The 23439-nt window shown below is 70.6% G+C and carries 21 protein-coding genes; 12 read left to right on the top strand and 9 right to left on the bottom strand.

The genetic code is table 11. The annotated features are described in order from the left end of the window. Positions 1–258 precede the first annotated feature (258 nt). The 5 genes from FM051_RS00660 to FM051_RS00640 all read left to right on the top strand — a co-directional run bounded on the left by FM051_RS00660 (position 259) and on the right by FM051_RS00640 (position 5778). Positions 259–891 carry a TetR/AcrR family transcriptional regulator gene (locus tag FM051_RS00660; RefSeq protein WP_238412016.1) on the top strand — a complete coding sequence of 211 codons (633 nt, stop codon included), beginning with the start codon at positions 259–261 and terminating at the stop codon, positions 889–891. After that, positions 888–2498 carry a CocE/NonD family hydrolase gene (locus tag FM051_RS00655; RefSeq protein ID WP_158839508.1) on the top strand — a complete coding sequence of 537 codons (1611 nt, stop codon included), beginning with the start codon at positions 888–890 and terminating at the stop codon, positions 2496–2498. Before FM051_RS00660 ends, FM051_RS00655 begins: the two co-directional genes overlap by 4 nt. Before the next feature lie 169 nt (positions 2499–2667). Continuing rightward, positions 2668–2964, top strand: coding sequence for an Rdx family protein (locus FM051_RS00650; protein WP_158839506.1), 297 nt, complete (start codon positions 2668–2670; stop codon positions 2962–2964). A 313-nt stretch (positions 2965–3277) separates the two neighbouring features. Further along, a complete protein-coding gene (locus FM051_RS00645) occupies positions 3278–5488 on the top strand; it encodes a hypothetical protein (RefSeq protein ID WP_158839504.1) in 2211 nt (736 codons plus the stop codon). Between the two features lie 8 nt (positions 5489–5496). Then, entirely contained in the window at positions 5497–5778 is a 282-nt protein-coding gene (locus FM051_RS00640) for a hypothetical protein (protein ID WP_158839502.1), read from the top strand. Positions 5779–5881: 103 nt separating this feature from the next. On the opposite strand, the gene FM051_RS00635 is transcribed toward FM051_RS00640, so the two are convergent. Next, positions 5882–7276: a glycoside hydrolase family 10 protein gene (locus FM051_RS00635; protein WP_158839500.1), complete on the bottom strand. Its 1395-nt coding sequence runs from the start codon at positions 7274–7276 to the stop codon at positions 5882–5884. 271 nt (positions 7277–7547) lie between these two features. Between FM051_RS00635 and FM051_RS00630 the strand changes: the two genes are divergently transcribed. Both FM051_RS00630 and FM051_RS00625 read left to right on the top strand, forming a co-directional pair. Continuing rightward, positions 7548–8348, top strand: coding sequence for a helix-turn-helix transcriptional regulator (locus FM051_RS00630; RefSeq protein ID WP_202918604.1), 801 nt, complete (start codon positions 7548–7550; stop codon positions 8346–8348). 81 nt (positions 8349–8429) lie between these two features. Then, positions 8430–9218: an SDR family NAD(P)-dependent oxidoreductase gene (locus FM051_RS00625; protein ID WP_158839498.1), complete on the top strand. Its 789-nt coding sequence runs from the start codon at positions 8430–8432 to the stop codon at positions 9216–9218. 56 nt (positions 9219–9274) lie between these two features. On the opposite strand, the gene FM051_RS00620 is transcribed toward FM051_RS00625, so the two are convergent. Then, a complete protein-coding gene (locus FM051_RS00620) occupies positions 9275–10450 on the bottom strand; it encodes a thiolase family protein (protein ID WP_158839495.1) in 1176 nt (391 codons plus the stop codon). Between the two features lie 56 nt (positions 10451–10506). Next, complete coding sequence (locus FM051_RS00615) at positions 10507–11682, bottom strand: 4-hydroxybenzoate 3-monooxygenase (RefSeq protein WP_158839480.1); 1176 nt, start codon at positions 11680–11682, stop codon at positions 10507–10509. A 125-nt stretch (positions 11683–11807) separates the two neighbouring features. Here FM051_RS00615 and FM051_RS00610 point away from each other — a divergent pair, with 125 nt between their 5' ends. After that, positions 11808–12593 carry an IclR family transcriptional regulator gene (locus tag FM051_RS00610; protein ID WP_158839478.1) on the top strand — a complete coding sequence of 262 codons (786 nt, stop codon included), beginning with the start codon at positions 11808–11810 and terminating at the stop codon, positions 12591–12593. Between the two features lie 67 nt (positions 12594–12660). On the opposite strand, the gene FM051_RS00605 is transcribed toward FM051_RS00610, so the two are convergent. Genes FM051_RS00605 through FM051_RS00585 form a run of 5 tightly spaced genes read right to left on the bottom strand, consistent with a single transcriptional unit; the run spans position 12661 to position 17882 of the window. Beyond that, positions 12661–14283 (bottom strand): acyl-CoA synthetase, encoded by a 1623-nt coding sequence (locus FM051_RS00605; protein WP_158839476.1) that lies wholly within the window; start codon positions 14281–14283, stop codon positions 12661–12663. A gap of 13 nt (positions 14284–14296) precedes the next feature. Further along, a complete protein-coding gene (locus FM051_RS00600) occupies positions 14297–15601 on the bottom strand; it encodes an MFS transporter (protein ID WP_158839474.1) in 1305 nt (434 codons plus the stop codon). Positions 15602–15614: 13 nt separating this feature from the next. After that, on the bottom strand, positions 15615–16073 hold the full coding sequence (locus FM051_RS00595) for a MaoC family dehydratase (protein ID WP_158839472.1): 459 nt from the start codon (positions 16071–16073) through the stop codon (positions 15615–15617). Continuing rightward, positions 16070–16957, bottom strand: a complete 888-nt coding sequence (locus FM051_RS00590; RefSeq protein WP_420803557.1) for an amidohydrolase family protein — start codon at positions 16955–16957, stop codon at positions 16070–16072. The genes FM051_RS00595 and FM051_RS00590 overlap by 4 nt, the downstream gene beginning before the upstream one ends. A 13-nt stretch (positions 16958–16970) precedes the next feature. Continuing rightward, the gene (locus FM051_RS00585) at positions 16971–17882 is read right to left on the bottom strand and encodes an SDR family NAD(P)-dependent oxidoreductase (protein WP_158839469.1); all 912 of its coding nucleotides are present in this window, start codon (positions 17880–17882) and stop codon (positions 16971–16973) included. 119 nt (positions 17883–18001) lie between these two features. Here FM051_RS00585 and FM051_RS00580 point away from each other — a divergent pair, with 119 nt between their 5' ends. Further along, positions 18002–18859: a PaaX family transcriptional regulator gene (locus FM051_RS00580; protein ID WP_238412015.1), complete on the top strand. Its 858-nt coding sequence runs from the start codon at positions 18002–18004 to the stop codon at positions 18857–18859. Between the two features lie 22 nt (positions 18860–18881). On the opposite strand, the gene FM051_RS00575 is transcribed toward FM051_RS00580, so the two are convergent. Then, entirely contained in the window at positions 18882–19937 is a 1056-nt protein-coding gene (locus FM051_RS00575) for a LacI family DNA-binding transcriptional regulator (RefSeq protein ID WP_238412012.1), read from the bottom strand. Between the two features lie 199 nt (positions 19938–20136). On the opposite strand from FM051_RS00575, the gene FM051_RS00570 reads away from it, so the two are divergent. The 3 genes from FM051_RS00570 to FM051_RS00560 all read left to right on the top strand — a co-directional run bounded on the left by FM051_RS00570 (position 20137) and on the right by FM051_RS00560 (position 23436). Further along, a complete protein-coding gene (locus FM051_RS00570; protein WP_338019436.1) occupies positions 20137–21099 on the top strand; it encodes a carbohydrate ABC transporter permease in 963 nt (320 codons plus the stop codon). A gap of 2 nt (positions 21100–21101) precedes the next feature. Continuing rightward, the gene (locus FM051_RS00565; protein WP_158839467.1) at positions 21102–22040 is read left to right on the top strand and encodes a carbohydrate ABC transporter permease; all 939 of its coding nucleotides are present in this window, start codon (positions 21102–21104) and stop codon (positions 22038–22040) included. 61 nt (positions 22041–22101) lie between these two features. After that, complete coding sequence (locus FM051_RS00560; RefSeq protein WP_158839465.1) at positions 22102–23436, top strand: extracellular solute-binding protein; 1335 nt, start codon at positions 22102–22104, stop codon at positions 23434–23436. The last annotated feature ends 3 nt before the right edge of the window (positions 23437–23439 follow it).

Genomic DNA, 23439 nt, shown 5'->3' with positions numbered 1-23439 from the left:
CACAGGTACAGGCCGCACGTCCCCGCCGCGTGGGCGCGTCCGCCCGTAGCGCGTGTGTGTCCACTTTGGACGAGGACCAGTGACGACCACCAGCGTCGACGGCGGAGTTGGAAGCGGACCTGGCCCGCGAGGAGACGTGGCTGCGGGACGTCGGGCAGCAGGAGCAGCCTGGGCTGGCGCTGGGGCGATGTGCCGGGCGTCCACCACTGAGAGTGACTTGACACTTGTCATTTTGCTGACATGTGTCATAGTCATGGCGTGGAGGACGACCAGACGGCGCCCGACCGCGGCACGGACCGGAGGGTCCGTCGATCGCGGTCCACCCTCATGGGTGCGGCTGTGGCGCTCGTGGCCGAGCGGGGCACGACGAACATCTCGATCTCCGACATCGCCGAGGCGGCGGACGTGAGCCGGCAGCTCGTGTACCAGCAGTTCGGCGACCGGGACACGCTGCTGCTGGAGGCGGCGCTCGACCTCGTCCGCACCGAACTCCTGCCGCAGCTCGAGCAGGCTTCGCACGCGTTCGACAAGCACGCCCGCGCGCTGGTCGCGGCACAGCACTTCGCGCGCCACCGGTCGTTCTACCGCGCGGTGCTGACCGGTCCGTCCGGGTACGGGTTGAACGCGGCGTTGAGCAGCCTGCTCAGCCCGTTCAACCAGGAGTTCGTGCGGCGGATGCCCGCCGTGCGGCAGGACCCGGGCGTGCTCGAAGACCTCACCGCGTTCGTGACCGGGGGGTGGGCCGCGCTCATCAACACGTGGGTGATCGAGGCGCCAGACCCCCTCGACGCGGAGGCGTTCGCCGATCGCTTGATGGGCCTGTTCTCGGCCATCGCCGGCACCACCCGTGAACCCGTCGGCGCCAGCCGGGAAAAGGAGCGACGCCGGTGAACCTGATGAGCCACCTCATCCAACGCGGGCTGAAGTTGGACCCGCCGACGACCCGGGACCTGGTCGTCCAGCGCGGCCTCCGGGTGCCGATGCCGGACGGCGTCGAACTGCTGGCGGACCGGTGGGCCCCGCGGAGCGGGGGCGACTCGTTGCCGACCGCGTTGCTGCGCAGCCCGTACGGCCGGTCGGGACTGATCGGCGACGGCATGGCGAGGCCGCTGGCCGAGCGCGGGTACCAGGTGTTGATGCAGAGCGTGCGCGGCACGTTCGGCTCGGGTGGGTCGTTCGACCCGTTCAAGAACGAGCGCGAGGACGGGCTGGCGACCCTGGAGTGGATCGTGAAGCAGCCGTGGTTCGGCGACTCCATCGTGCTGGTCGGCCCCAGCTACCTCGGGTACGTGCAGTGGGCGATGGCGGATCGCCTGCCGCCGGAGGTCAAGGCGATGATCCCGCAGATCACCGAGTCGGCGCTGACGCTGGAGTTCCTGCGTGAGGACGGGCTCTCCCTGGAGACGCCGTTCGGGTGGGGCACCATGGTCGCGGGGCAGGAGCGTCCCTTCCCGCTGCTGCGGAGGTTCCTCCAGGGCCGGAAGGACCAGCGGGCGCTGTCCACGCTGCCGTTGAACCGCGCCGACGTGGCCGCGATCGGGCAGCGCTCCGAGTACATCCAGGACGTTCTGGCCCACACCGCGGACGCCGAGCGCTGGGCCGGGATCGACCACCGGCACCGGGTGGCGGAGGTGACCGTGCCGGTCAGCTCGATCGGCGGCTGGTACGACATCTTCCTACCGGGCCAGCTCCGCGATTTCCAGACCCTCCGGGACGCGGGGCGTTCGGCCCGGATCACGGTCGGGCCGTGGACGCACCTGAAGGGCGACAACACGGCGATCCGGGAGGCCCTCGGGTTCGGGCTCGCCCACGCGCGCGGGGAGCAGCCGCCGGACCGCGCGCCGGTGCGGCTGTACGTGATGGGCGAGGAAGCCTGGCGCGACTTCGACTCCTGGCCGCCGCGCGGCTACGAGCCCCGGCGCTTCCACCTCCAGCCAGGCGGTGCGCTGGCCGAGCAGCCGCCCGGCGAGTCGGCGCCCGACACCTACCGCTACGACCCGGCGGATCCGACGCCCGCGGTCGGCGGGGTGCGCATGGTGGCCGACAGCAGTCGTGTCGACAACACCAGGCTGGAGGCACGGCCGGACGTGCTCACCTACACCACGACGACGCTCGACCAGGACGTCGAGGTGATCGGCGAGGTTTCGGCCGAGATCTTCTTCCGCTCCAGCCTGCCTTGCGCCGACGTGTTCGTCCGGCTCTGCGACGTCGACCCGGGCGGGCGTTCGCAGAACGTCTGCGACGGCCTGGTCAGCCTGACCGGCGCGGTCGAGACGACCCGCGCCGCCGTCACGCTGTGGCCGACCGCGCACCGCTTCAAGCGCGGCCACCGCATCCGGGTCCAGGTGTCCAGCGGCGCGTTCCCGAGGTACGCCCGCAATCCCGGCACCGGCGAACCGCACGCCACCGCGACCACCCTCCTGGCCGCCGACCAGACCGTCCACCACGACCCGGAGCACCCGTCGGCGATCGTCCTGCCGGTGCGGCAGGCGCCGTAGCCGGGCCGGTTCCCCGGGCGTGGTTCGAATCGGATCGACCGGAGAAGTACTCCTCTCACACTGCTGACCGCGACGGCCGACCTGTCCGCTGGTGGACGGGTCGGCCGTCGTTGTTGGACCGGGAGCAGGCCGAGGTGATGCCGCGCCCGCCGCTCGCGATACTGGGGCCGTGACGACGACGAAACCACGCCTGGAGATCGAATACTGCACGCAGTGCCGGTGGTTGCTGCGCGCCGGCTGGACCGCGCAGGAGCTGCTGACGACGTTCACCACCGAACTGGGCGAGGTCGCGTTGATCCCCGGCACGGGCGGCGTGTTCGACATCCGGCTCGACGGCGAAACGCTCTGGTCCCGCAAGGCGCGGGACGGTTTCCCCGACCTGGCCGACCTGAAGCAACTCGTGCGCGACCGGATCGCCCCCGGCCGCGACCTCGGGCACACGGACCGGCGGAAGGCGGCCCAGTAGTCCGTCCGGGGCCGTGCGCCGGCGCACCTCCGGACATTTCGGGTGGTGATCATGGGCGCGGCAAGTGCGCGACGACTCCGGCCAACGCGCCGTCGGCCGTGGAATCAATTCCCCAAGTTCACTCTGTCGAGTGACGGCACGGGTAATACCCCCAGTTGGAAATGGAGTCGAAAGTCCCTACTCCGGCCCAGGGACCGGGTGAACACTTGCGGCGTCAAAACTCGTTCGGCGGGTACGACCCCTGCCAGCGCGACGACCCTGCCCCAACGCCGCCCCCGCTGCGAGCCCGAAGCTCAACGAGGAGTGGGCACGCATGACCTCGATCGAACCGAATGCGGCGATACCGGGCAGCGCCTCGGCAGACCTCGAAATGCGATCGGCCGGGGTCGACGCGCAAAGCGCGCTCGGCACCCAGACCGGCCGCGAAGGAGACCCCAGCGGGCCGGCGCTCGCGACGGCGGCCGACACCGATCGCTCCCCCTCGGACCTGACCACCGAGGACTTCCCGAGGCAGCCGGACGGCACCGCGCAACCGGAGGGCTTCGCACCGGCGGCACCACCGGTCACGCCGATCCCGTTCCGCGTGGCGAGCGGCCGGTACCGGTCGCAGGCGGTCGGGTTCCAGCTGGAACTCCGCGTCGACGTCGACGGCAGACGCCCGTTGCACAAGCTCAGCGGCGACTACTTCCGCCTCACCGGCGCCACGGTGTCCTACTTCGGCTCGTGGACCGTCGACGCGGTCACGGTGACCACGACCCCGACGCACGTCAAGATCGTGGGCACGGCCCGCACCACGTGGTCGACGACGTTCACCGTCGCCACCGTGACCGTGCCGCGCACCCGCGTCTTCCAGCCCGCCGCACCGGCGACCCTGCGGTGGTCGACGCCGAGCGGCGCGATAGGCGCCACCTACGTGTGCGCCTGGGAGGCCGGCGCGTTCCGCACCGTGGAGCTGGAACAGGACTGCGAGTCCGCGGTGACCCCGTTCGCGTCCTACAACACCGGATCGCTGCCCAGCGGCGGCCCGGCCCGCGACCTCGGCATCGGCACCGCGTACGCCGAGGCGGGCCTCCAGGTGGTCGACACGGGCGGCACGAGCACCATCTCCACGCCGTCCAACCACGTCTGGAACAACGCGAGCCTGCACCACGCGATGGAGGCGCACTTCTCCCGCCGGCAGGAACGGCCGCAGTTCAAGGTGTGGCTGCTGCACGCCATGCGGCACGAGTTCACCACGGCCACCTCGACCCTGCTCGGCATCATGTTCGACCAGCAGGGCCTGCACCGGCAGGGCTGCGCGACGTTCTACGAGCGGATCGCCGGGGACTCGCCGATCAACCAGCGCCACCAGCTGCACACGAACGTGCACGAACTCGGCCACTGCTTCAACCTGTACCACTCGTTCCACAAGAACCGGGTGGAGCCGCCGATGCCCAACCGGCCCGGCAGCCTGTCCTGGATGAACTACCCCCGGATGTACGACCCGGGGAACGGCTCGCCCGCCGGCGAGGGCCCGTTCTGGGCGGCGTTCCCGTTCCAGTTCGACGACCTGGAGCTGGCGCACCTGAGGCACGGCTTCCGCAACAACGTGATCATGGGCGGCAACCCGTTCGGCACGGGCGCCGCGTCGGATGCGGGCGAGGAGTTCGCCGAGCTCCTGTCGGACACCAGCGGGCTGCGGTTGCGCATCGGCCAGGCGGCCGACGACCGGCCGCTGCTCGGCACACCCGTGGTGCTGGAGATCGACCTGACCGTCGAGCGGTCCCAGGAGGTCAACACCCGCGAGCAGCTGCACCCGAAGTACGGGTTCGTCCAGGTCGCGGTGAGCAGGCCGAGGGGTGACGTGGTCGTCCACGAGCCGCCGGTGCGGCACTGCGCGACACCGGACCTCGTGGCGTGCGCCAGTGGTGAGCGCCTGCCGATCAGCGCCTACATCGGCTACGACGCGACCGTCGGGCACCTGTTCGAGGATCCGGGCACCTACCGGGTCCGCGCGGTGTACGCCTCGCCGAACGGCAGCCTGGTGCTGTCGAACACCGCGACCATCCGGGTCGGCGCGCCGCGCTCGGCCCAGGAGGACGCGGCCGCCGAGCTGCTGCTGAACGACCGGACGGGGATGGCGATCACCCTGCACGGCACGGACTCGCCGTACCTCGTGCAGGGGACCAGCGCGTTGCAGACGATCCTGGCCGAGCACGGCGACCACCCCGCGGCCGTCTACGCGCAAGTCGTCCTCGGCATGAACGCGGCCCGGTCGTTCACCACGGTCGAGCCGGACGGCTCCGTCCACGTCCGCGAGCCCGACCTCGGTCGCGCGGACGACCTCCTGCAGAACGCGATCCGGGCGTCGCGCGGTGACGGCGGCCTGGACGACCTGACCGTCTACCAGGCCGGTGCGTACCTGGCCGAGGCGCACGCGCGGGCCGGGGACACCGACGGGGCGCACCAGCTGCGCTCCGAGATCCGGCAGCTGGCGCAGTCGAAGGGCGCGCCCGAATCCGTGGTCCACTCGCTGGACGAGTAGGAGGTCCGATGCAACTGGCCGTCGAACTCGGCGAGGGTTTCGTCGACGACGAGGTGACCGTTCTCGTCGACGGTCGGGAGGAGTGGCACCGCACCGGTGTCACGACGAACTACTCGGTCGGCATCGCGGAGATCGCCAGGGTCCCGGCTGAGCCCGGGGCCCTGGTGGAAGTCCGGGTGCGCGACCTGACGAGCCGCCGTGAGGTGGGCGAGGACCCCCGCCTGCGGGTCGACATCGACGTCTCGGGCGGGTTGGCCATGGGCGACGCCCCGCACGGGGACGTGTTCTAGCGGCGGCTGGTTCACGACGGATGCCCGGTGCGGGGACGACGCGGTGCGGGGGCGACGCGGTGCGGGGGCGACGCTGTGCCCCCGCACCGGGCGGTCGTTCCGATCAGCTCGCGGAGCAGGTCGGCGTCATGCCCGTGCCGACGCCGTTGCCCTGGAAGCCGAACTCGGTCGACTGGCCGGCCGCGACGCGGCCGTTGTAGCTGACGTTCCTCCACTGGATGGTGCCGCTGTTGCCGCTGCGGTCGGCGTTCCACGCGTTGGTGACCGTGGAGCCGGACGGCAGGGTGAGCGTCACGGTCCAGCCGTTGATGGCCGACGACCCGGCGGTGACCTTCACCGTGGCGGTGAAACCACCGGTCCAGGAGTTCAGCGACACCGAAGCGGTGCAGCCACCCGGACCGGGGACCGAGGTCGTGGTCGTCGTGGTGGGCCCGGTCGGGGGCGTGGTGGTCGTCGTGGTCGACGTGGGCACGGTCGGGCCGCCGCTGTTGAGGGCGTTCAGGGTGGAGGTGTAGGCGGCCTTCTTGTTGCCCGAGCCGTCGAACAGCAGCGGGGTGCCCGAGGCGCGCCACGAGTCGGTGTCGCGGATGCCCCACACGGTGATGCCGGTGCAGCGCGTCACCGCCATGCACGCCTTGACGACGCGCTCGTAGTTCTGCGCCTGCGCCGTGCCCGACCCCTCGATGTCCAGCTCGGTGATCTGCACGTCCACGCCCAGGTTCGCGAAGTTCTGCAGCGTGGTCTGGTAGTTGCCCGGCACCGGGCTCTGGCTGTTGAAGTGCGACTGGAGGCCGACGCAGTCGATGGGCACGCCGCGCTGCTTGAAGTCCTGGACCAGCCGGTAGACGGCCTGGGTCTTGGCGTGGGTCCAGTCGTCGGTGTTGTAGTCGTTGTAGCAGAGTTTCGCGCCGGGGTCGGCGGCCCGCGCGGCGCGGAACGCCGCCTCGATCCAGTCGTTGCCCGTGCGCTGCAGGTTCGAGTCGCGGCGGGCGCCCGAGCTGCCGTCCTGGAACGCCTCGTTCACCACGTCCCAGGCGTAGATCTTGCCGCGGTAGTACGTGGCCACCTGCGTGACGTGGTTGAGCATCGCGCTGCGCAGCGCGGAGCCGGACATGTTCTGCATCCAGCCGGGCTGCTGCGAGTGCCACGCCAGCGTGTGGCCGCGGACCCGTTTGCCCTGGGAGCGGGCGAGGTTGACGATGCGGTCGGCGTTGCCGTAGGTGAACTGGTTCTGGTTGGGTTCGGTGGCGTCGATCTTCATCTCGTTCTCGGCGGTGACCATGTCGAACTCGCGCTGGAGGAGTCCGGCGTAGGTCGAGTCGCCGAGCCTGCCCGCGGCGACGGCCGTGCCGAAGTAGCGCCCCGACTCGGCCGCCGAGGCGCCGAGCGTGGTCCCGGCGTTGGCGGACGTCGCCAGGAGCACCGCGGCGCCCGTGGTCGCGGTCACCAGCGTCGACACGAGCACCGCTCGTAACACTGACCTCGATGTCAGCTTCATGTTTCGCACCTTCTGGGGAGCACCTGCGGGTTTGGGGCAGGTGGGGTGGCCCGGTCTGAAACTTTTAGAAGTATCAACCGAAACAGATAGGTCTGGCAAGCACCGAAACAGGCCAAGCTTGCAGACACACGGAGGCCTGTACGCCACCCCAATCGCCCAGGGCCACGGAACATTCACCGCGAAAGCCTTCGAAACTCTTCGAAAGAATGTTCGCAACTTTCATCGATACACGACGGCCGACGCGTCCGCGAGTGCGTTGTTATCCTCGTGCGTGACCAGCGAATCACCTGCGGCGACAAGGCCTCGCCGGGAACAGCTCCGCGACTTCCTGCGCACCTGCCGGGCCCGGCTGACACCCGCCGACGTCGGCGTGGTGGCGACGGGCAGGCGCCGGACACCGGGTCTGCGGCGCGAGGAGGTCGCCGCGCTGGCCGGGGTCGGCGTGTCCTGGTACACGTGGCTCGAACAGGGCCGCGACATCAAGGTCTCGGCCGAGGTGCTCGACGCGATCAGCGGGGCGCTGCGCATGACCGGGCCCGAACGCACGCACCTGTACCTGCTGGCCGGTCTCAACCCGCCACGGGTCGGCGGGACGAGTGGCGCGGCGGTCACCCCGGAGCTGCGGCGCCTGCTCGACGCGTGGATGCCGAGGCCCGCGATCCTGCGCGACCGGTACTGGAACCTGCTCGCGGTCAACGACGCGACGCGGACCGTGTTCGGCTTCGACGACACCGACCGCAACTGCCTGATCTCGTTCTTCACCAACGCCCGGTACCGCGACGCGCACGCGCACTGGGCGTCGGTCGCGCCGAACGTCGTCGCCGCCTTCCGCGCCGACGCGGCGCACTCCCCCGACGACCCGGAGTTCGGCCGGGTCGTCGACGATCTCAGCGCCGTGAGCCCGGAGTTCACCGAGCTGTGGGCGCGCCACGAGGTGGCCGCTCACGCCCAGGCCGTGAAAGCGGTGCGCCACCCGGAGGCCGGTGACCTGTTCTTCGACCTGACGACCCTGATCGTGGCCGACCACCCGGACTGGCACCTGGAGCTGTACCACCCCCGGCCCTGGCCTTGACCACCCGCCGAAGGTGGTGGCGCCGCTCCCAGGTTGAGTGCGCACTGTTTGTCCCGCACGCCGCTCGACACGCTGGACCCCATGACGCACAGCCCTTCCCAGGTTCGACGACAAGCCCGATTCGACGACAAGACCGCGCTCATCACCGGCGGCACCAGCGGCATGGGCCTGGCCACCGCGCGGAGGTTGCTGGCCGAGGGCGCACAGGTGGTCGTCACCGGGCGCGACAAGACCCGGCTGGACGCCGCGGTCGAAGCCCTGGACGGCGGATCCCGGGTGCTCGGGGTGTGCGGCGACGTGGCGGATCCCGCCGACCTCGATGCGCTGACGACCGCGATCCGGGACCGTCACGGCCGACTGGACGTCGTCTTCGCCAACGCGGGCGTCGCCTCGTTCCAGCCGAACGGCGACATCACCGAAGCCGAGTTCGACCGCGTCGTGGACATCAACTTCAAGGGGGTGTTCTTCACCGTCCAGAAGACCCTCCCGCTGCTGTCCGACCACGCGGCGATCGTGATCAACGCGTCGTGGACGCTGCACCGCGGCCTGCCCGGCGCCTCCCTCTACTCGGCGACCAAAGCGGCGGTGCACAACCTGGCGCACACCCTCGCGGCCGAACTGGGGCCGAGGGGAATCCGGGTCAACTCCGTCAGCCCCGGCTACATCGAGACCCCGATGTTCCACGACAACGTCTCCGCCGACGCACAAGCCGCCGTCGTCGCGGCGGTGCCCACCGGCCGCATCGGCACCTCCGACGACGTCGCCGACGCGGTCGCCTTCCTCGCCTCCGGCGAAGCGTCCTACATCAACGGACAGGACCTGATCATCGACGGCGGCCTGGTCGCCACCGCCTCCGGCTTGACCCGGTGACGAACGGCCGTCGTCCCGGGCCGGTCCGACGTGGAGGGCCGGCCCGGTGACGAGTCCTAGACCTCCAGCACCACCGCCAGGCCTTGGCCGACGCCGATGCACAGCGCGGCCAGGCCCCAGCCGCCCCCACGGCGGCGCAGTTCGTGGGCGAGTTGGATGATGACGCGCCCGCCGGACGCACCGAGCGGGTGCCCGAGGGCGATGGCCCCGCCGTTGACGTTGACGATCTCCGGGTCCAGCTCCGGCCAGTCCGCCAGGCACGCCAGCGACTGGGCGGCGAAGGCCTCGTTCAACTCCACCGCGGTCAGGTCGGACCAGCCGATCCCGGCCCGCCGCAACGCGATCTCCGCGGCCTGCACCGGGCCGATGCCGAACACGTGCGGGTCGACGCCCGCCGCCCCGCGTCCCGCGATACGCGCCAGAGGTGTCGCGCCGACCCGATCGGCGGCGGCCCGGTCACCGAGCAGCAGCGCGGCGGCGCCGTCGTTGAGCGGGGACGAGTTGCCGGCGGTGACGGTTCCGGCGGGGCGGAACGCCGGTTTGAGCTTGGCGAGCCGGTCCTGGTCGGTCTCGGGGCGGATGGCCTCGTCGCGGGTCAGCTCGGTGCCGGGCACCGGGGCCACGTGGTCGTCGTAGAAGCCGTTGTCCCACGCCTTGGCCGCCAGTTGGTGGCTGCGGGCGGCGAAGGCGTCCTGCTGCTCGCGCGTGATGCCGTACTGCTCGGCCAGGCCCTCGGTGCTCTCACCGAGCGAGACCGTCCACCGCTCGGGCATCCGCGGGTTGACCAGCCGCCACCCGAGCGTGGTGGAGTGCAGCGTCTCGTGCCCGGCGGGGAAGCCCTTCGCCGGTTTGGGCAGCACCCAAGGGGCACGGCTCATCGACTCCACGCCGCCCGCGACCACGAGCGACGCGTCACCCACGGCGATGGTGCGCGACGCCTGCATCACGGCGTCCATGCCCGACCCGCACAGCCGGTTGACCGTGCCGCCGGGGACGGCGGTGGGCCAGCCCGCCAGCAGCGCCGCCATCCTCGCCACGTTGCGGTTGTCCTCACCGGCCTGGTTGGCGTCACCCAGCAGGACCTCCTCGACCAACGCGGGGTCCAGGTCCTGGCGTTCGGCCAGCGTGCGCAGCACGTGCGCGGCCAGGTCGTCCGGTCGGACGCCGGACAGCCCGCCGCCGTAGCGGCCGAACGGGGTGCGCACACCGTCGAGCACGAACACGTCGTTCACGCGGAACTCCTCCTCGAGCGTCCTTGCCCGGAACTCCCGGCACTTCCCGGCACTTCTCAGAACTCGATCGGCCAGCCGGTGTAGGCCTCGGCCAGGTGGGTCGCGGCGGCCGTGCTCGCGGTGACCAGCTCCAACTCGCCGAGCTGCCGCTTGAGGTCGAACGCCGAACCCGCCGGGTCGGTGTGCAGCATCGACGTCATCCACCACGAGAAGTGCTGGGCCCGCCACACCCGCCGTGCCGCCGTCGGCCCGTAGGCGTCCAACAGCCCGGCGGACCCGGTGGCGAAGTAGCTCTCCAACGCACGGGCCAGTACTACCACGTCGGCCACCGCCAGGTTGAGCCCCTTGGCGCCGGTCGGCGGCACGGTGTGGGCAGCGTCTCCGGCCAGGAAGAGCCGGCCGTGCCGCATCGGCTCGCACACGTAGCTGCGCATCGGGATCACGCCCCGGTCGAAGATGCGGCCCTCGGCCAGGGAGAAACCGCCGCCCGCGACCCTGGCGTTCAACTCGGCCCAGATCCGGTCGTCGCTCCAGTCGTCGACGCGCTCGTCCGGGTCGCACTGGAAGTACATCCGCTGCACCTGCGGCGTCCGCGTGCTGATCAGCGCGAACCCGCGTTCGGAGTGGGCGTAGATCAGCTCCTTCGAGGACTGCGGTGCCTCGGCCAGGATGCCGAACCACCCGAACGGGTAGGCCCGGAAGTAGTCGGTGCGCTCGCCGTCGGGGATCGAGCGCCTGCTGATGCCCCCGGACCCGTCACAGCCGGCGATCACGTCGCACCGCAGCTCGACCGGGGTGCCGTCGGCGTCGGTGAACGAGATCACCGGCTCGTCGGAGGTGAGCCCGTGCAGCGACACGTCACTCGCCTCGAACCGGATGTCGGCCCCGGCGTCGAGCCGCGCCGCGATCAGGTCTTTGAGCACTTCGTGCTGCGGGTAGAGCCAGACGGCCCGGCCGGTGAGCCCGGTGAAGTCGATCCGGTGCCCCTGACCGCCGAACCGCAGCTCGATGCCCTCGTGCCGGGCGCCCTCGGCCAGCGCCCGCACGCCGACGCCCATCGCGGTCAGCAACTCCACCGTGCCCTGCTCCAGGACGCCGGCGCGGATGGTCTGCTCGATCGCCGCACGGCCGCGCGTCTCGACGACCACGGAGTCGATGCCGCGTTCGGCCAGCAGGTGGGACAGCACCAGACCGGCGGGACCGGCGCCGACGATTCCGACTCTCGTTCGCATGGGTCAACCCAAGGACGACCCGCGCCCGATCGCCAGGAAGGACTTCCATTGGGTGAAAGTGACGGCGATTTCAGGAACGCCTCGCGGTTACGTTCGGCGCCTGACGTTCCGTGAGGAGGACCGGCATGGCGGTCAACAGCGACGTGCCCCGGCGATCGACGGCCGGGCGGGCGCTGTCGCTGCTCGGCGCGTTCGACGCCACCCACCCCCGGCTCAAGCTCACCGAACTCGCCCGGCGCACGGACCTGCCCCTGCCCACGGTCCACCGGCTGGCCGCGGAGCTGGTGTCGTGGGGCGCGCTGGAACGTGACGCCACCGGCCACTACAGCATCGGCCTGCGGTTGTGGGAGGCGGCGACGCTCGCCCCGGTGGCCGGTCGGCTGCGCGAGATCGCCCTGCCGTTCATGCAGGACCTCTACGAGACGACCCGCGAGAACGTCCACCTCGCCGTCCACGACGGTTTCGACGCCCTGTACGTGGAGAAGCTGTCCGGTCACCGCTCGGTGCCCGTCGTCTCGCGGATCGGCGCCCGGCTGCCGATGCACTCGACGGGGGTCGGCAAGGCCCTGCTCGCCCGCGCCGACGCCGCGTTCGTGCGCAGCTACGCCGAACGCCCCCTGCCCCGCTTCACCCGGTACACGATCACCGAACGCGCCCGGCTGCTGCGCGAACTGCGCGCCACCGCCGAACGCGGGTACGCGCTGACCAACGAGGAGATGACGCTCGGCTCGTGCTCGGTGGCCGTCGCCATCCCCTCCGACAGCCACGCGCCCGCCGGTGCGCTGGGCATCGTGGTGCGCTCGGTGCGCACCGACCTGCACCGGCTGGTCCCCGACCTGCGGGCCGCCGCCGAGGCGATCGGGCGGAAGCTGGACGAAGCGGTGGACGGCACCCAGCCGGGACGGGCCTGAACGCCGATCGTCGCGGGGCGGACGCCACCCGGTGGTGACGCCCGCCCCGCGACGATCAGGTCCACACCTACCGCTCGTCTCCACGCCCGGACGGACCGCCAGTCGCCAACACCCGGTCCGGTCCGCCGTCGAGCCGCTGCGGCGGAGAGTCGACCGGGCGTCCGGACATGGGCAGTTTCCGCAGTTCGGCCTTGCGCACCTTCCCCGAACCGGTGCGCGGCAGCTGCTCGACCAGGTCGATGTGCACCGGCACCTTGTACTTGGCGAGTCGGGCGAGCAGGAACTCCCGCAGCTCCTCCCGGGACGGCCCACCGCCCGACCCGTACCGCACGAACGCCCGGCCGACCTCGCCCCACCTCGGGTCTGGCACACCGATCACGGCGGCCTCGACCACGGCGGGGTGTTCGACGATGGCGTTCTCCACCTCGGCCGGGTACACGTTCTCCCCGCCGGAGATGAACATGTCCTTGAGCCGGTCCACCACGTACAGGTGCCCCTCGGCGTCGAACCGCGCGATGTCACCGGTGCGGAACCACCCGCCGGGGTAGAACGCGGCGGCGGTGGCGGCGGGGTCGTTCCAGTAGCCGGGGGTGACGTTCGGCCCCCGGACCAGCACCTCCCCCGGTTCGTCCACCCCGGCGTCCTCGCCCTCGGCGGACACGACCCGGACGTCGGCGAAGAACACCGGAACGCCCGCCGAGCCGACCTTGCGGGTGCTCTCCCCCGCCTCCAGGAACGTCGCGCCGGGCGCGGTCTCGGTGAGGCCGTAGCCCTGGCAGAACGTCAGCCCGCGTTCCTGGTAGGTGCGGATGAGCGATTCGGGCACCGCCGCGCCGCCGCACAGCAGGTGCCGCAACGACGACAGGTCGGCGGTGTACCAGCGCGGTGACGCGGCCAGGTCGGCGAACATGGTGGCCACGCCGAAGACCAGCGTGATCCGCTCGCACTCGATGAGCTCGTACACCCGGTCCACGTCCCACGACGACGTGATCACCGCCTTGCCGCCCTTGATGAACGTGGGCAGCAGGGTCTGGGTGAGCGCCGCGACGTGGAACAGGGGCGCGGACACCAGGGTGCACTCGGTGCTGGTGACGTCCACCCCGACGAGCAGGTTGCAGGTGTTCCAGATCAGGTTCGCGTGGGTGAGCATCGCCCCCTTCGGGCGACCGGTGGTGCCGGAGGTGTAGAGGATGACGGCGACGTCGTCCCGGTCCACCACCTCGTCGATGGGCTCGGCCGAGCCTTCGGCCAGCCAGCTCTCGTAGTCGTGCTGCCCGACGTCCGAGCCCTCGACCGAGCCCTCGACCGCGACGACCACACCCGGCGCGATGCCCGCCAGGTCACGCACCACGCCCGCGCACTGGGGCCCGAACACCAGCACCGACGGCCCGGAGTCCGCCAGCACGTGCCCGACTTCGGGCGCGGCGAGGCGGAAGTTCACCGGCACGAAGATCCCGCCGAGCACGTGCGTGGCGAACATCGTCTCCACGAACGACGGGTGGTTGGGCCCCAGGTAGGCGACCCGGTCCCCGGAAGACACACCCGCCGCCCGCAACCGGTCCGCCAGGCGCGTGACGCGCGTGGCGAACTCCGCGTAGGTCGTCGCCCGTCCTGAGTGGACGATCGCGGTGCGGCCCGGCGACATCTGCGCCCGCCGGTACGGCCAACCCCCGAGGCCCGCGTTCTGCATTTCGGTTCTCCTGTCAGGCTACGGCGACTGGTTGGAGTTCACGCGTGCTGGTTTCCTTCAACGCGAGCACGCACACCACGGTGAGCAGGCAGAACCCCGCGATGACCGACGAGATGAGGGTAAGCCCCTGTCCGCCGGTCGCTCGCTGGATCGCGGCGAACAGCAGCGGTGCGACGCCCGCGCCGAGCCCGGCGATCTGGTAGCCCAACGACGCGCCCGTGTAACGGTTCTCCGTGCTGAACAACTCGCTGTACAGAGCCGCTAGCGGTCCGTACATCATCGGGTGGATGACGCCCTGTCCCACCACCAGCGCGAGGGTGAGCAACGCCGTGTCGCGGCTGTCCACCATCGGGAACAGGACGAAGCCGAACACCGCCATCGCGACCGCGCCGGCCACCACGACCGGCCGCCTGCCGAACCGGTCGGACGCGGCCGACCAGCCGAGGATGCCGACGACGGCGAACGCCGAGGACAACGTGAGCGCGTTGAGCACGGTCTGGCGCGCGTGACCGGCCTGCACGCCGTACGCCAGCGTGAAGGTGGTCAGCGTGGACTGCGCGACGAACGCGGCCAGCCCGACCCCGATGCCCAGCAGCAGCACGCGCGGGTGGTTGCGCAGCACGTCCACCACCGGAATCCGGCGCTTCACGCCGGCCTGCGCCACCGCCCGGAACGCCGGTGTCTCCTCGACCTTGTGCCGGACCCACAGGCCGATGCCGAGCAGCACGATGCTGATCAGGAACGGAATCCGCCAGCCCCACTCCAGGAACGCCCGCTCGCCGACCACCGCGGCGGTCGTGGTGAGCGCCAACGTCGACAGCACCATCCCGCACGGCGCGCCCGCGTTGGTGAAACTGGCCCACAGGCCACGCCTGCCGGTGGCGTGCTCGGCGGACATCAGCACCGCGCCACCCCACTCGCCGCCGACCGCGATGCCCTGCACCACGCGCAGGATGACGAGGCCGACCGGCGCGAGGGCGCCCACCTGGGCGTACGTCGGCAGCAACCCGATGAGGAAGCTGGCCACACCCATCAGGGTCATGGTCAGCACGAGCATCCGCTTGCGCCCCAACAAGTCGCCGAAGTGTCCGAACAGGACTCCGCCGAGCGGGCGGGCCAGGTAGCCGGTGGCGAACGTGCCGAAGCTCGCGATGGTGGCCACGAGCGGGTCGAGGTTGGAGAAGAAGACCTTGTTGAACACCACGGCGGACGCGGTGGCGTAGAGCAGGAAGTCGTAGTACTCGATCACGCTGCCGAGGAAACTCGACGCAACGGCGCGACGGAGTTGAACGTTGGGGACGTTCTCGGTGTTCGGCATGGTGACCTCGGATTCAGGCGTAGTGCCGGTACACGGCGCGCGCGACGCACGCCGGCTTGTCCGAACCGTCGATCTCGACGGTGAAGTCCAGCACCATCTGGACGCCGTTGCCCTTGACCTCTTCCACCGACGCCACCGTGCCCGCCAGCCTGACCTTGCTGCCGACGGGGACGGGGCTGGGGAAGCGCACCTTCTCCAGGCCGTAGTTGACGCTCATCCGGATGCCGTTGATCTCCAGCAGTTCGCCGAACATGGGGATCATCAGCGACAGCGTCAGGTAGCCGTGCGCGATGGTGGTGCCGAACGGCCCGGACGCCGCCCGCTCCGGGTCAGTGTGGATCCACTGGTGGTCGTCGGTGGCGTCGGCGAAGGTGTCCACCCGGCTCTGGGTGATCTCGCGCCAGTCGGTGTGCCCTAGGTCCTGCCCGGCCAGCGCGAGGATTTCGGCCGGTCCGTTCACGGTCGTGGTCATGTGCGCTCCGCGTGGTCGTCGTCGGCGGCGAGGCCGAGCAGCCTGGCCGCGTTGTGCTTGAGGATCTTGGGTCGGACCGCGGGCTTGAGGTCGAGCGCCTCGAAGTCGGCCAGCCAGCGGTCCGGTGTGATCACCGGGTAGTCCGAGCCGAACAGCACCTTGTCCTGCAGCAGCGAGTCGGCGTAGCGGACCAGCTGCGGCGGGAAGTACTTGGGCGACCAGCCGGACAGGTCGATGTAGACGTGCGGCTTGTGCGTGGCCACCGCCAGCGCCTCGTCCTGCCACGGGAACGACGGGTGCGCGAGGATGATCCGCAACTCCGGGAAGTCGACGGCCACGTCGTCCACCAGCATGGGGTCGGAGTACTTCAGCCTGATCCCGCCACCGCCGGGGACACCGGCGCCGATCCCGGTCTGCCCGGTGTGGAACAGCGCGGGCACGCCCAGTTCCTCGATGGCCTCGTACAGCGGGTACGCCATCGGGTCGTTCGGCGCGAAACCCTGGAGGCTCGGGTGGAACTTGAAGCCGCGCACACCGTGCTGCTCGACCAGCCTGCGCGCCTCCCGTGCGCCCGCCCGACCCTTCCACGGGTCGATGCTGGCGAACGGGATGAGCACGTCGGAGTGCTCGGCGCAGTTCTCCGCGACCTCCTCGTTGGCGATGCGCGGGTGGCCGGTGGCGTGCTCGGCGTCGACGGTGAAGACGACGGCCGCCATCCGGCGTTCCCGGTAGTAGGCCGCCATCTCATCGATGGTCGGCTGCCGGTGGTTGTGCCCGCCGAAGTACTTCTCCGAGGCCTTGAGCAGTTCGGGGCTCAGGGACGCGTGGCCGTCCTTGGACACCTCGGCGTGGGTGTGGACGTCGATGGCCACGAGTTCGTCCAAGGGGAGGACCACGTCAGGCCGCCGGCGGGTTCGGGGCGGGGATGCCGTAGGTCTCCGGCTGCGCGCCCACGCCGGTCTCCCACGACTCCGCGATGGCGTCCGCGGTCCACCCGCCGTCGGCGAAGGCCACGGCCTTCTCCTGCGGGTGCGACCAGAGGGCGAGCCGGTCGCCGCCGATGCCGATGGCCTGGCCGGTGACGCCCCGCGCGGCGTCCGACGCCAGGAAGACGATCAACGAGGCCACGTCCTCGACCGTGCCCAGGCCCTCGTCCTTGCGCAGCCAGTCCGGGTACGGCGCGCCGGTGCGCTCCGCCTCCTCGATGACCGGCCCGAACGCCGGGATGGTCTTGGTCATCTCGGTCGCTGCGACCGGGACCACGGCGTTGACCGAGATGTCGGCGCGGGCCAGTTCCATCGCCCACGTGCGGGCCATGGCCACGATGCCCGCCTTCGACGCGGCGTAGTTGGTCTGCCCGAAGTTGCCGCGCTGGCCGGCGGGCGAGGAGATCAGGACCAGGCTGCCGCCCCTGCCCTGTTCCCTCATCCGGACCGCGGCGGCGCGGGCGCAGGTGAACGTGCCGCGCAGGTGCACGTCGACCACCGCGTCGAAGTCCTCGTCGGACATCTTCCACAGCACCCGGTCGCGCAGGATGCCCGCGTTGGTGACCAGCACGTCGAGGCCGCCGAACTCCTCGACGGCGGTCGCGACCAGCTGGTCGGCGGTCTCGGCGGGACCGACCGGCGCGACCACGGCGACCGCCCGTCCGCCCTCCTCCACGATCCCCTTCACGACCGCGCTCGCCGCTTCGGCGTCCACGTCGTTGACGACGACCGCGGCGCCGGCTCGCGCCAGGGCCTCCGCGTACGCCCGGCCCAGCCCCCGGCCGCTGCCGGTGACCACGGCGACCTTCTCTCGCAAGTCCATGACGGCGTCTCCTCATGCTCGGCTACCGCGTTACGAACATACGGCAGTTTTGTGACGGCCGTCTAGACTCTGCCCAACATCCCTTCCGAGGGCAACACCGGGCCGGCTACCCTTGACCCGTGACCGACAGCCGCGACGACCAGCCGCAGAACGCACGCCCCCAGTCGCTGATGCTGTCGTTCCTCGGCCTCTACCTGCTCGACCGCGACACCGCCGTGTACTCGGGCAGCGTCATCGACGTGTTCGACCGCGTCGGCGTCTCCGAGGAGGCGGTGCGCTCGACGCTCACCCGCATGGTGGGCCGCGGCCTGCTCACCCGGCAGCGCCTGGGCCGGCGCGTCTACTTCGGACTGACCGGGCACGCGACCGACGTGCTGCGCGACGGCAGGCGGCGGATCCGGGAGACCGGCGCCGTCAACCGCGCGTGGGACGGCACCTGGACGCTGGTCGGCTTCTCGCTACCGGACACGCGCCGGGGCGACCGCCACGACCTGCGCTCGCAACTGCTGTGGGCCGGGTTCGGCATGCTCCAGAGCGGACTGTGGATCGCACCGGGTGTCCGGGACGCCGCCGGGATCGTCGAACGGCTGGGCCTGGCGGCCAACGTCACCGTCTTCACCGCGCAGCACACCAAGCCGACGGAAGCCGCCGACCTCGTGCACCGGGTGTTCGACACCGAGGCGATCGCGGCCCGCTACCACGCCTTCATCGCCCGCTGGGAGACCACCGACCCGCTGCCCGCGCTGTCCGACGACCTGGCGCGCCAACTGGTCCTGCACGCCGACTGGCTCCAGCTGATGCGCCAGGACCCGCACCTGCCCGTGCGGCTCCTGGACGGGGACTGGCCCGCGATCCGCGCCGAGAACCTGTTCCACGCCCTCGACACCCGCTACCACGACACCGCGTCCGCCCTCGCGGCCGATGTCATCGAGGAAGTCCCGGTCGTCATCGAGGAAGTCCCCGCCGAGAACGGCTGACCCCGAGAAGGGCCGACCGGGGTCAGGCGGGCGGTCGCGCGGTGCTCTCGCGCAGCACCAACCGGGTCGGCACGAGGGTCGTGCCCGGTTCGACCGGCTTGTTGCGCACCTGCCGCAGCACGCGTTCCACACACCGCCGGCCGACCTCGGCGAAGTCCTGGTGCACCGTGGTCAGGGGCGGGATGAAGGACGCCGAGTCGGGGATGTCGTCGAAACCGACCACGCTGACGTCCCGCGGCACGACCTTGCCCTTCTCGTGGAACGCCCGCAGCAGCCCCAACGCCATCTGGTCGTTCGCCGCGAACACCGCCGTGCAGTCCGGCTCGTCGGCCAACGCCAGCCCGGCGCGGTACCCGGACTCGGCGGACCAGTCGCCGTGCGCGAGCGGCGGGACGGGGCGGCCGGCCTGTTCGAGCGTGGTCCGCCACCCCGTGGCACGACGTTCGGCCACGAACGACCCCTCGGGGCCCGTCACGTGCCAGACCGTGCGGTGGCCGAGGTCGAGCAGGTGGCGGACGGCCCGGCGGGCGCCGTCGACCTGGTCGGTGTCCACGACGACGTAGCGGTCGTCCGCGTCGGAGGCCACGACGACCACCGGCACACCCACCGGGAGGTTGACCGTGGCGGCGTCGAGGAGGTGCACTTCCATGCTCACGATCACCGCGTCGACCGCGAGCTCGCCGAGACGGGTGAACGCGCCCAGCACACCGTCCCTCGTGGGCACGGCGACGGGGATCAGCGTGATCGCGTAACCCTCTTCGGCGGCGTGGTCGACTATGGCTTCCAGCGTCCGGCTGTTGCCGACCGTGGCCAGCGTGAACAGGATGACGCCGATGGTGCGGAACTGGCCGTACTTCAACGCGCGCGCCGCGCTGTTGGGCCGGTAACCCAGCTCCTGCATGGCCGCCAGGACCTGTTCCCGGGTCGAGTCGACGACACCGGGATGGCCGTTGGACACCCGCGACACGGTCTGCGCCGACACACCGGCACGGCGGGCCACGTCCGCCATCGACACCCGTCGGGCACGTCTCGCGGGCGGGTCCCCCGGACCCCCGGCATCCGACCTGGTCAGGCTCACGCTGGACCGCTCCTTTCCGCGCCGAGCCTTGACGCCACGGCACCGCGCTGCCACTATAGCGCCGCAATGTTTGCGTAAACATCCCCGGTCGTCACAGGCCCCCTCAAATCCCCCGATTTGATCCACGGGCCGGCATGTGGGTTATGTTTGCGCAAACATCCCGGCAGCCGCACCGCAGCGGCGGGAAGTGAGGAGCACAGTGGCACCACCTCAACCCGCCACAGTCGTGCCCGATGGCCAGGAGTCCGCGACCTCCGGGGCCGGCACGCCCGGGACGGCCCGCGCCAAGCTGCCGCGCCGGCGGCGCTCGTGGGTCGGCTGGCGGTTCGTCGGCCCGTTCCTGGCGGTCTTCGCGCTGGTCTTCCTGGCGCCGATCGTCTACTCGATCTACCTGAGCTTCTTCCGCAACCGCCTGGTCGGCGGCAACTCGTTCGTCGGGCTGGACAACTACCAGCAGGTGCTGGCGGACCCGCAGTTCTGGTCCGGCGTCGGCCGCGTGTCGCTGTTCCTCGTCGTCCAGGTGCCCGTGATGCTGTTCCTGGCGCTGCTGGTGGCGCTGGCCGTCGACAGTGGACGGCTCTACGGGCGCAACTTCTTCCGGCTCGCGGTGTTCCTGCCGTACGCGGTGCCCGCCGTCGTCGCCACCCTCATGTGGGGCTTCATGTACGGCACCCGGTTCGGGTTGGTCGGCAACATCAACGAGGCCCTCGGCATCACGTTGCCGGACCCGTTGTCGCCCGAGTGGGTCCTCGCGTCCATCGGCAACATCGTGACGTGGGAGTTCATCGGCTACAACATGCTGATCTTCTACTCCGCGCTCCAGGTCATCCCCCGATCGCTGTACGAGTCGGCGGAGATCGACGGCGCGAGCCAGCTGCGGGTCATCACCTCGATCAAACTGCCCGCGCTGCGCGGTGCCCTGATGATCGCCACGATCTTCTCGATCATCGGCAGCTTCCAGCTGTTCAACGAGCCGAGCATCCTGCAGAAGCTCGTGCCGAACGCGATCACCACCGACTTCACGCCGAACCTCTACGCCTACTCGCTGTCCTTCTCCGGCCAGCAGTACAACAGCTCGGCGACCGTGGCGATCGTCATGGGCGTGATCACGATGATCGTGGCCTACGTCGTGCAGTTGCGCGGCATGCGGAAGGACGGCTGACGATGACCGCACCCACCGGCACCCGACCCGCCCGCACCGGCGGAACCCGGCCGCGCGTCGCACCGCTGCGCCCCACCCGTCGGCCGCACCGCGCGGGTCGACCCAAGCGCAGCCTGCTGCTGACCGTGCTGACCGGCCTCGTGGTCGTCTACTCCCTGGTCCCGCTGGTGTGGCTGCTCATCAACGCGACCAAGACGCAGGCGGGCCTGTTCTCCTCGTTCGGCCTGTGGTTCAGCGACGACTTCGCGTTGTGGGACAACATCCGGCGCACCCTGACCTACGACGACGGCATCTTCGCGCGCTGGCTGTCGAACACCCTGTTCTACGTCGTGGCCGGCGCGGGCGGGGCCACGTTGCTGGCGGCGGTGGGCGGGTACGGGCTGGCCAAGTTCAACTTCCCGGGCAAGCGCGCCGTGTTCGCCGTGGTCATCGGCGCGGTGGCCGTGCCGGGAACGGCGCTGGCCGTGCCCACGTTCCTGATGTTCAGCCAGATGGGGCTGACCGACACCCCGTGGGCCGTCATCATCCCCAGCCTGATCTCGCCGTTCGGTCTCTACCTGATGTGGACGTTCGCGGCCGAGGCGATCCCCGACGAGCTGCTCGAAGCCGCACGCCTCGACGGCGCGGGCGAGTTCCGCATCTTCTTCCGGGTCTGCCTGCCGCTGCTGGCGCCCGGGTTGGTCACCGTGCTGCTGTTCACCTCGGTCGCGACGTGGAACAACTACTTCCTGCCGCTGATCATGCTGAAGGACCCGGACTGGTACCCGCTGACCGTCGGCCTGAACGCGTGGAACGCGCAGGCCCTCACGGTGGGCGGTGACGTCGTGTTCGACCTCGTGATCACCGGCTCGCTGCTGACCATCGTCCCGCTCATCGCGGCCTTCCTGCTGCTCCAGAGGTACTGGCAGTCGGGCCTGGCCGCGGGCGGTGTGAAGGGATGACCCGTCCCGCAGCACCACATCTCCCCCCACCGCAAGTCCCCGCATCCGAAAAGGTCGCACCGTGATCAGACAACGCCGTCGCTCTGTGTTCACCGCCCTCGCGGGCGCCCTAGCGCTCGTCCTGGCCGCCTGTGGTTCCGGCGGCTCCGACTCCGGGACGCAGGAGCAGCTCTCCGCCCAGGACGTGCAAGCCGCGCTCGAAGCCGGCGGCACGATCAAGGTGTGGGCCTGGGAGCCGACGCTCAAGGAGGTCGTCACCGGCTTCCAGCAGAAGTACCCCAAGGTGAAGGTGGAGCTGGTCAACGCCGGCACCGGCGACAAGCAGTACACCGCCCTCCAGAACGCGATCGCGGCCGGTTCGGGCGTGCCGGACGTCGCCCAGGTCGAGTACTACGCGCTGCCGCAGTTCGCGCTGGCCAAGTCGATGACCGACCTCAAGGCGTTCGAGGCCGACAAGTTCGAGGGCACGTTCACCCCCGGCCCGTGGACCTCGGTGCACGCGGGCGAGGGCATCTACGGCCTGCCCATGGACTCGGGCCCGATGGCCTTGTTCTACAACAAGGAAGTCTTCGACAAGCACGGCATCCAGGTGCCGGCCACGTGGGACGAGTACGTCGCCGCGGCCCGCAAACTGCACGCCGCCGACCCCAAGGCCTACATCACCAGCGACACCGGTGACGCGGGCTTCACCACCAGCATGATCTGGCAGGCGGGCGGCAAGCCGTACCAGGTCGACGGCACCAACGTGAAGATCGACTTCGCCGACGAGGGCTCCCAGCGGTTCACGACCATGTGGCAGCAGCTCATCAGCGAGAAGCTGGTCTCGCCGGTCAACGGGTGGAGCGACCAGTGGTACCAGGGCCTCGCTGACGGCAGCATCGCGACGCTGGTGATCGGCGCGTGGATGCCCGCCAACCTCCAGTCCGGTGTCGCGGCGGGCGCGGGCAAGTGGCGCGTGGCCCCCATGCCCCAGTGGGAGGCCGGTGGCAAGGCCACTTCGGAGAACGGCGGCAGCGGGCTGTCCATCCCGACCGCCGGTGCGAACAAGGCGCTCGCCTACGCGTTCGTCAAGTACGCCACCACCGAGGAGGGCGTGAAGACCCGCGTCGACGGCGGCGCGTTCCCGGCGACCACGGCCGAGCTCACGTCCCAGGAGTTCCTGAACGCCGAGTTCCCGTACTTCGGCGGCCAGAAGGCCAACGAGGTGCTCTCCCAGGCGGCGCAGAACGTCGTGGGCGGGTGGTCCTACCTGCCGTTCCAGGTCTACGCCAACAGCGTCTTCAACGACACCGCCGGCAAGGCCTACGTGTCGGGCACGACGTTGAGCGACGGTCTGAAGGCCTGGCAGGAGTCGTCGGCCAAGTACGGCAAGGACCAGGGGTTCACGGTCAACTGACCC

Origin of the sequence: Saccharothrix deserti (assembly GCF_009769385.1) — a bacterium.
Taxonomy (GTDB): Bacteria; Actinomycetota; Actinomycetes; order Mycobacteriales; family Pseudonocardiaceae; genus Actinosynnema; species Actinosynnema deserti.
The sequence above is the reverse complement of the archived record's forward strand: the minus strand, read 5'-3'. Positions and strand labels throughout refer to the sequence as shown.

Excerpts from the sequence above, each read along its gene's own strand:
- FM051_RS00645 (WP_158839504.1), top strand. The coding sequence starts at position 3,278 with ATGACCTCGATCGAACCGAATGCGGCGATACCGGGCAGCGCCTCGGCA.
- FM051_RS00640 (WP_158839502.1), top strand. The coding sequence starts at position 5,497 with ATGCAACTGGCCGTCGAACTCGGCGAGGGTTTCGTCGACGACGAGGTG.
- FM051_RS00635 (WP_158839500.1), bottom strand. The coding sequence starts at position 7,276 with ATGAAGCTGACATCGAGGTCAGTGTTACGAGCGGTGCTCGTGTCGACG.
- FM051_RS00625 (WP_158839498.1), top strand. The coding sequence starts at position 8,430 with ATGACGCACAGCCCTTCCCAGGTTCGACGACAAGCCCGATTCGACGAC.
- FM051_RS00615 (WP_158839480.1), bottom strand. The coding sequence starts at position 11,682 with ATGCGAACGAGAGTCGGAATCGTCGGCGCCGGTCCCGCCGGTCTGGTG.
- FM051_RS00610 (WP_158839478.1), top strand. The coding sequence starts at position 11,808 with ATGGCGGTCAACAGCGACGTGCCCCGGCGATCGACGGCCGGGCGGGCG.
- FM051_RS00605 (WP_158839476.1), bottom strand. The coding sequence starts at position 14,283 with ATGCAGAACGCGGGCCTCGGGGGTTGGCCGTACCGGCGGGCGCAGATG.
- FM051_RS00600 (WP_158839474.1), bottom strand. The coding sequence starts at position 15,601 with ATGCCGAACACCGAGAACGTCCCCAACGTTCAACTCCGTCGCGCCGTT.
- FM051_RS00595 (WP_158839472.1), bottom strand. The coding sequence starts at position 16,073 with ATGACCACGACCGTGAACGGACCGGCCGAAATCCTCGCGCTGGCCGGG.
- FM051_RS00585 (WP_158839469.1), bottom strand. The coding sequence starts at position 17,882 with ATGGACTTGCGAGAGAAGGTCGCCGTGGTCACCGGCAGCGGCCGGGGG.
- FM051_RS00565 (WP_158839467.1), top strand. The coding sequence starts at position 21,102 with ATGACCGCACCCACCGGCACCCGACCCGCCCGCACCGGCGGAACCCGG.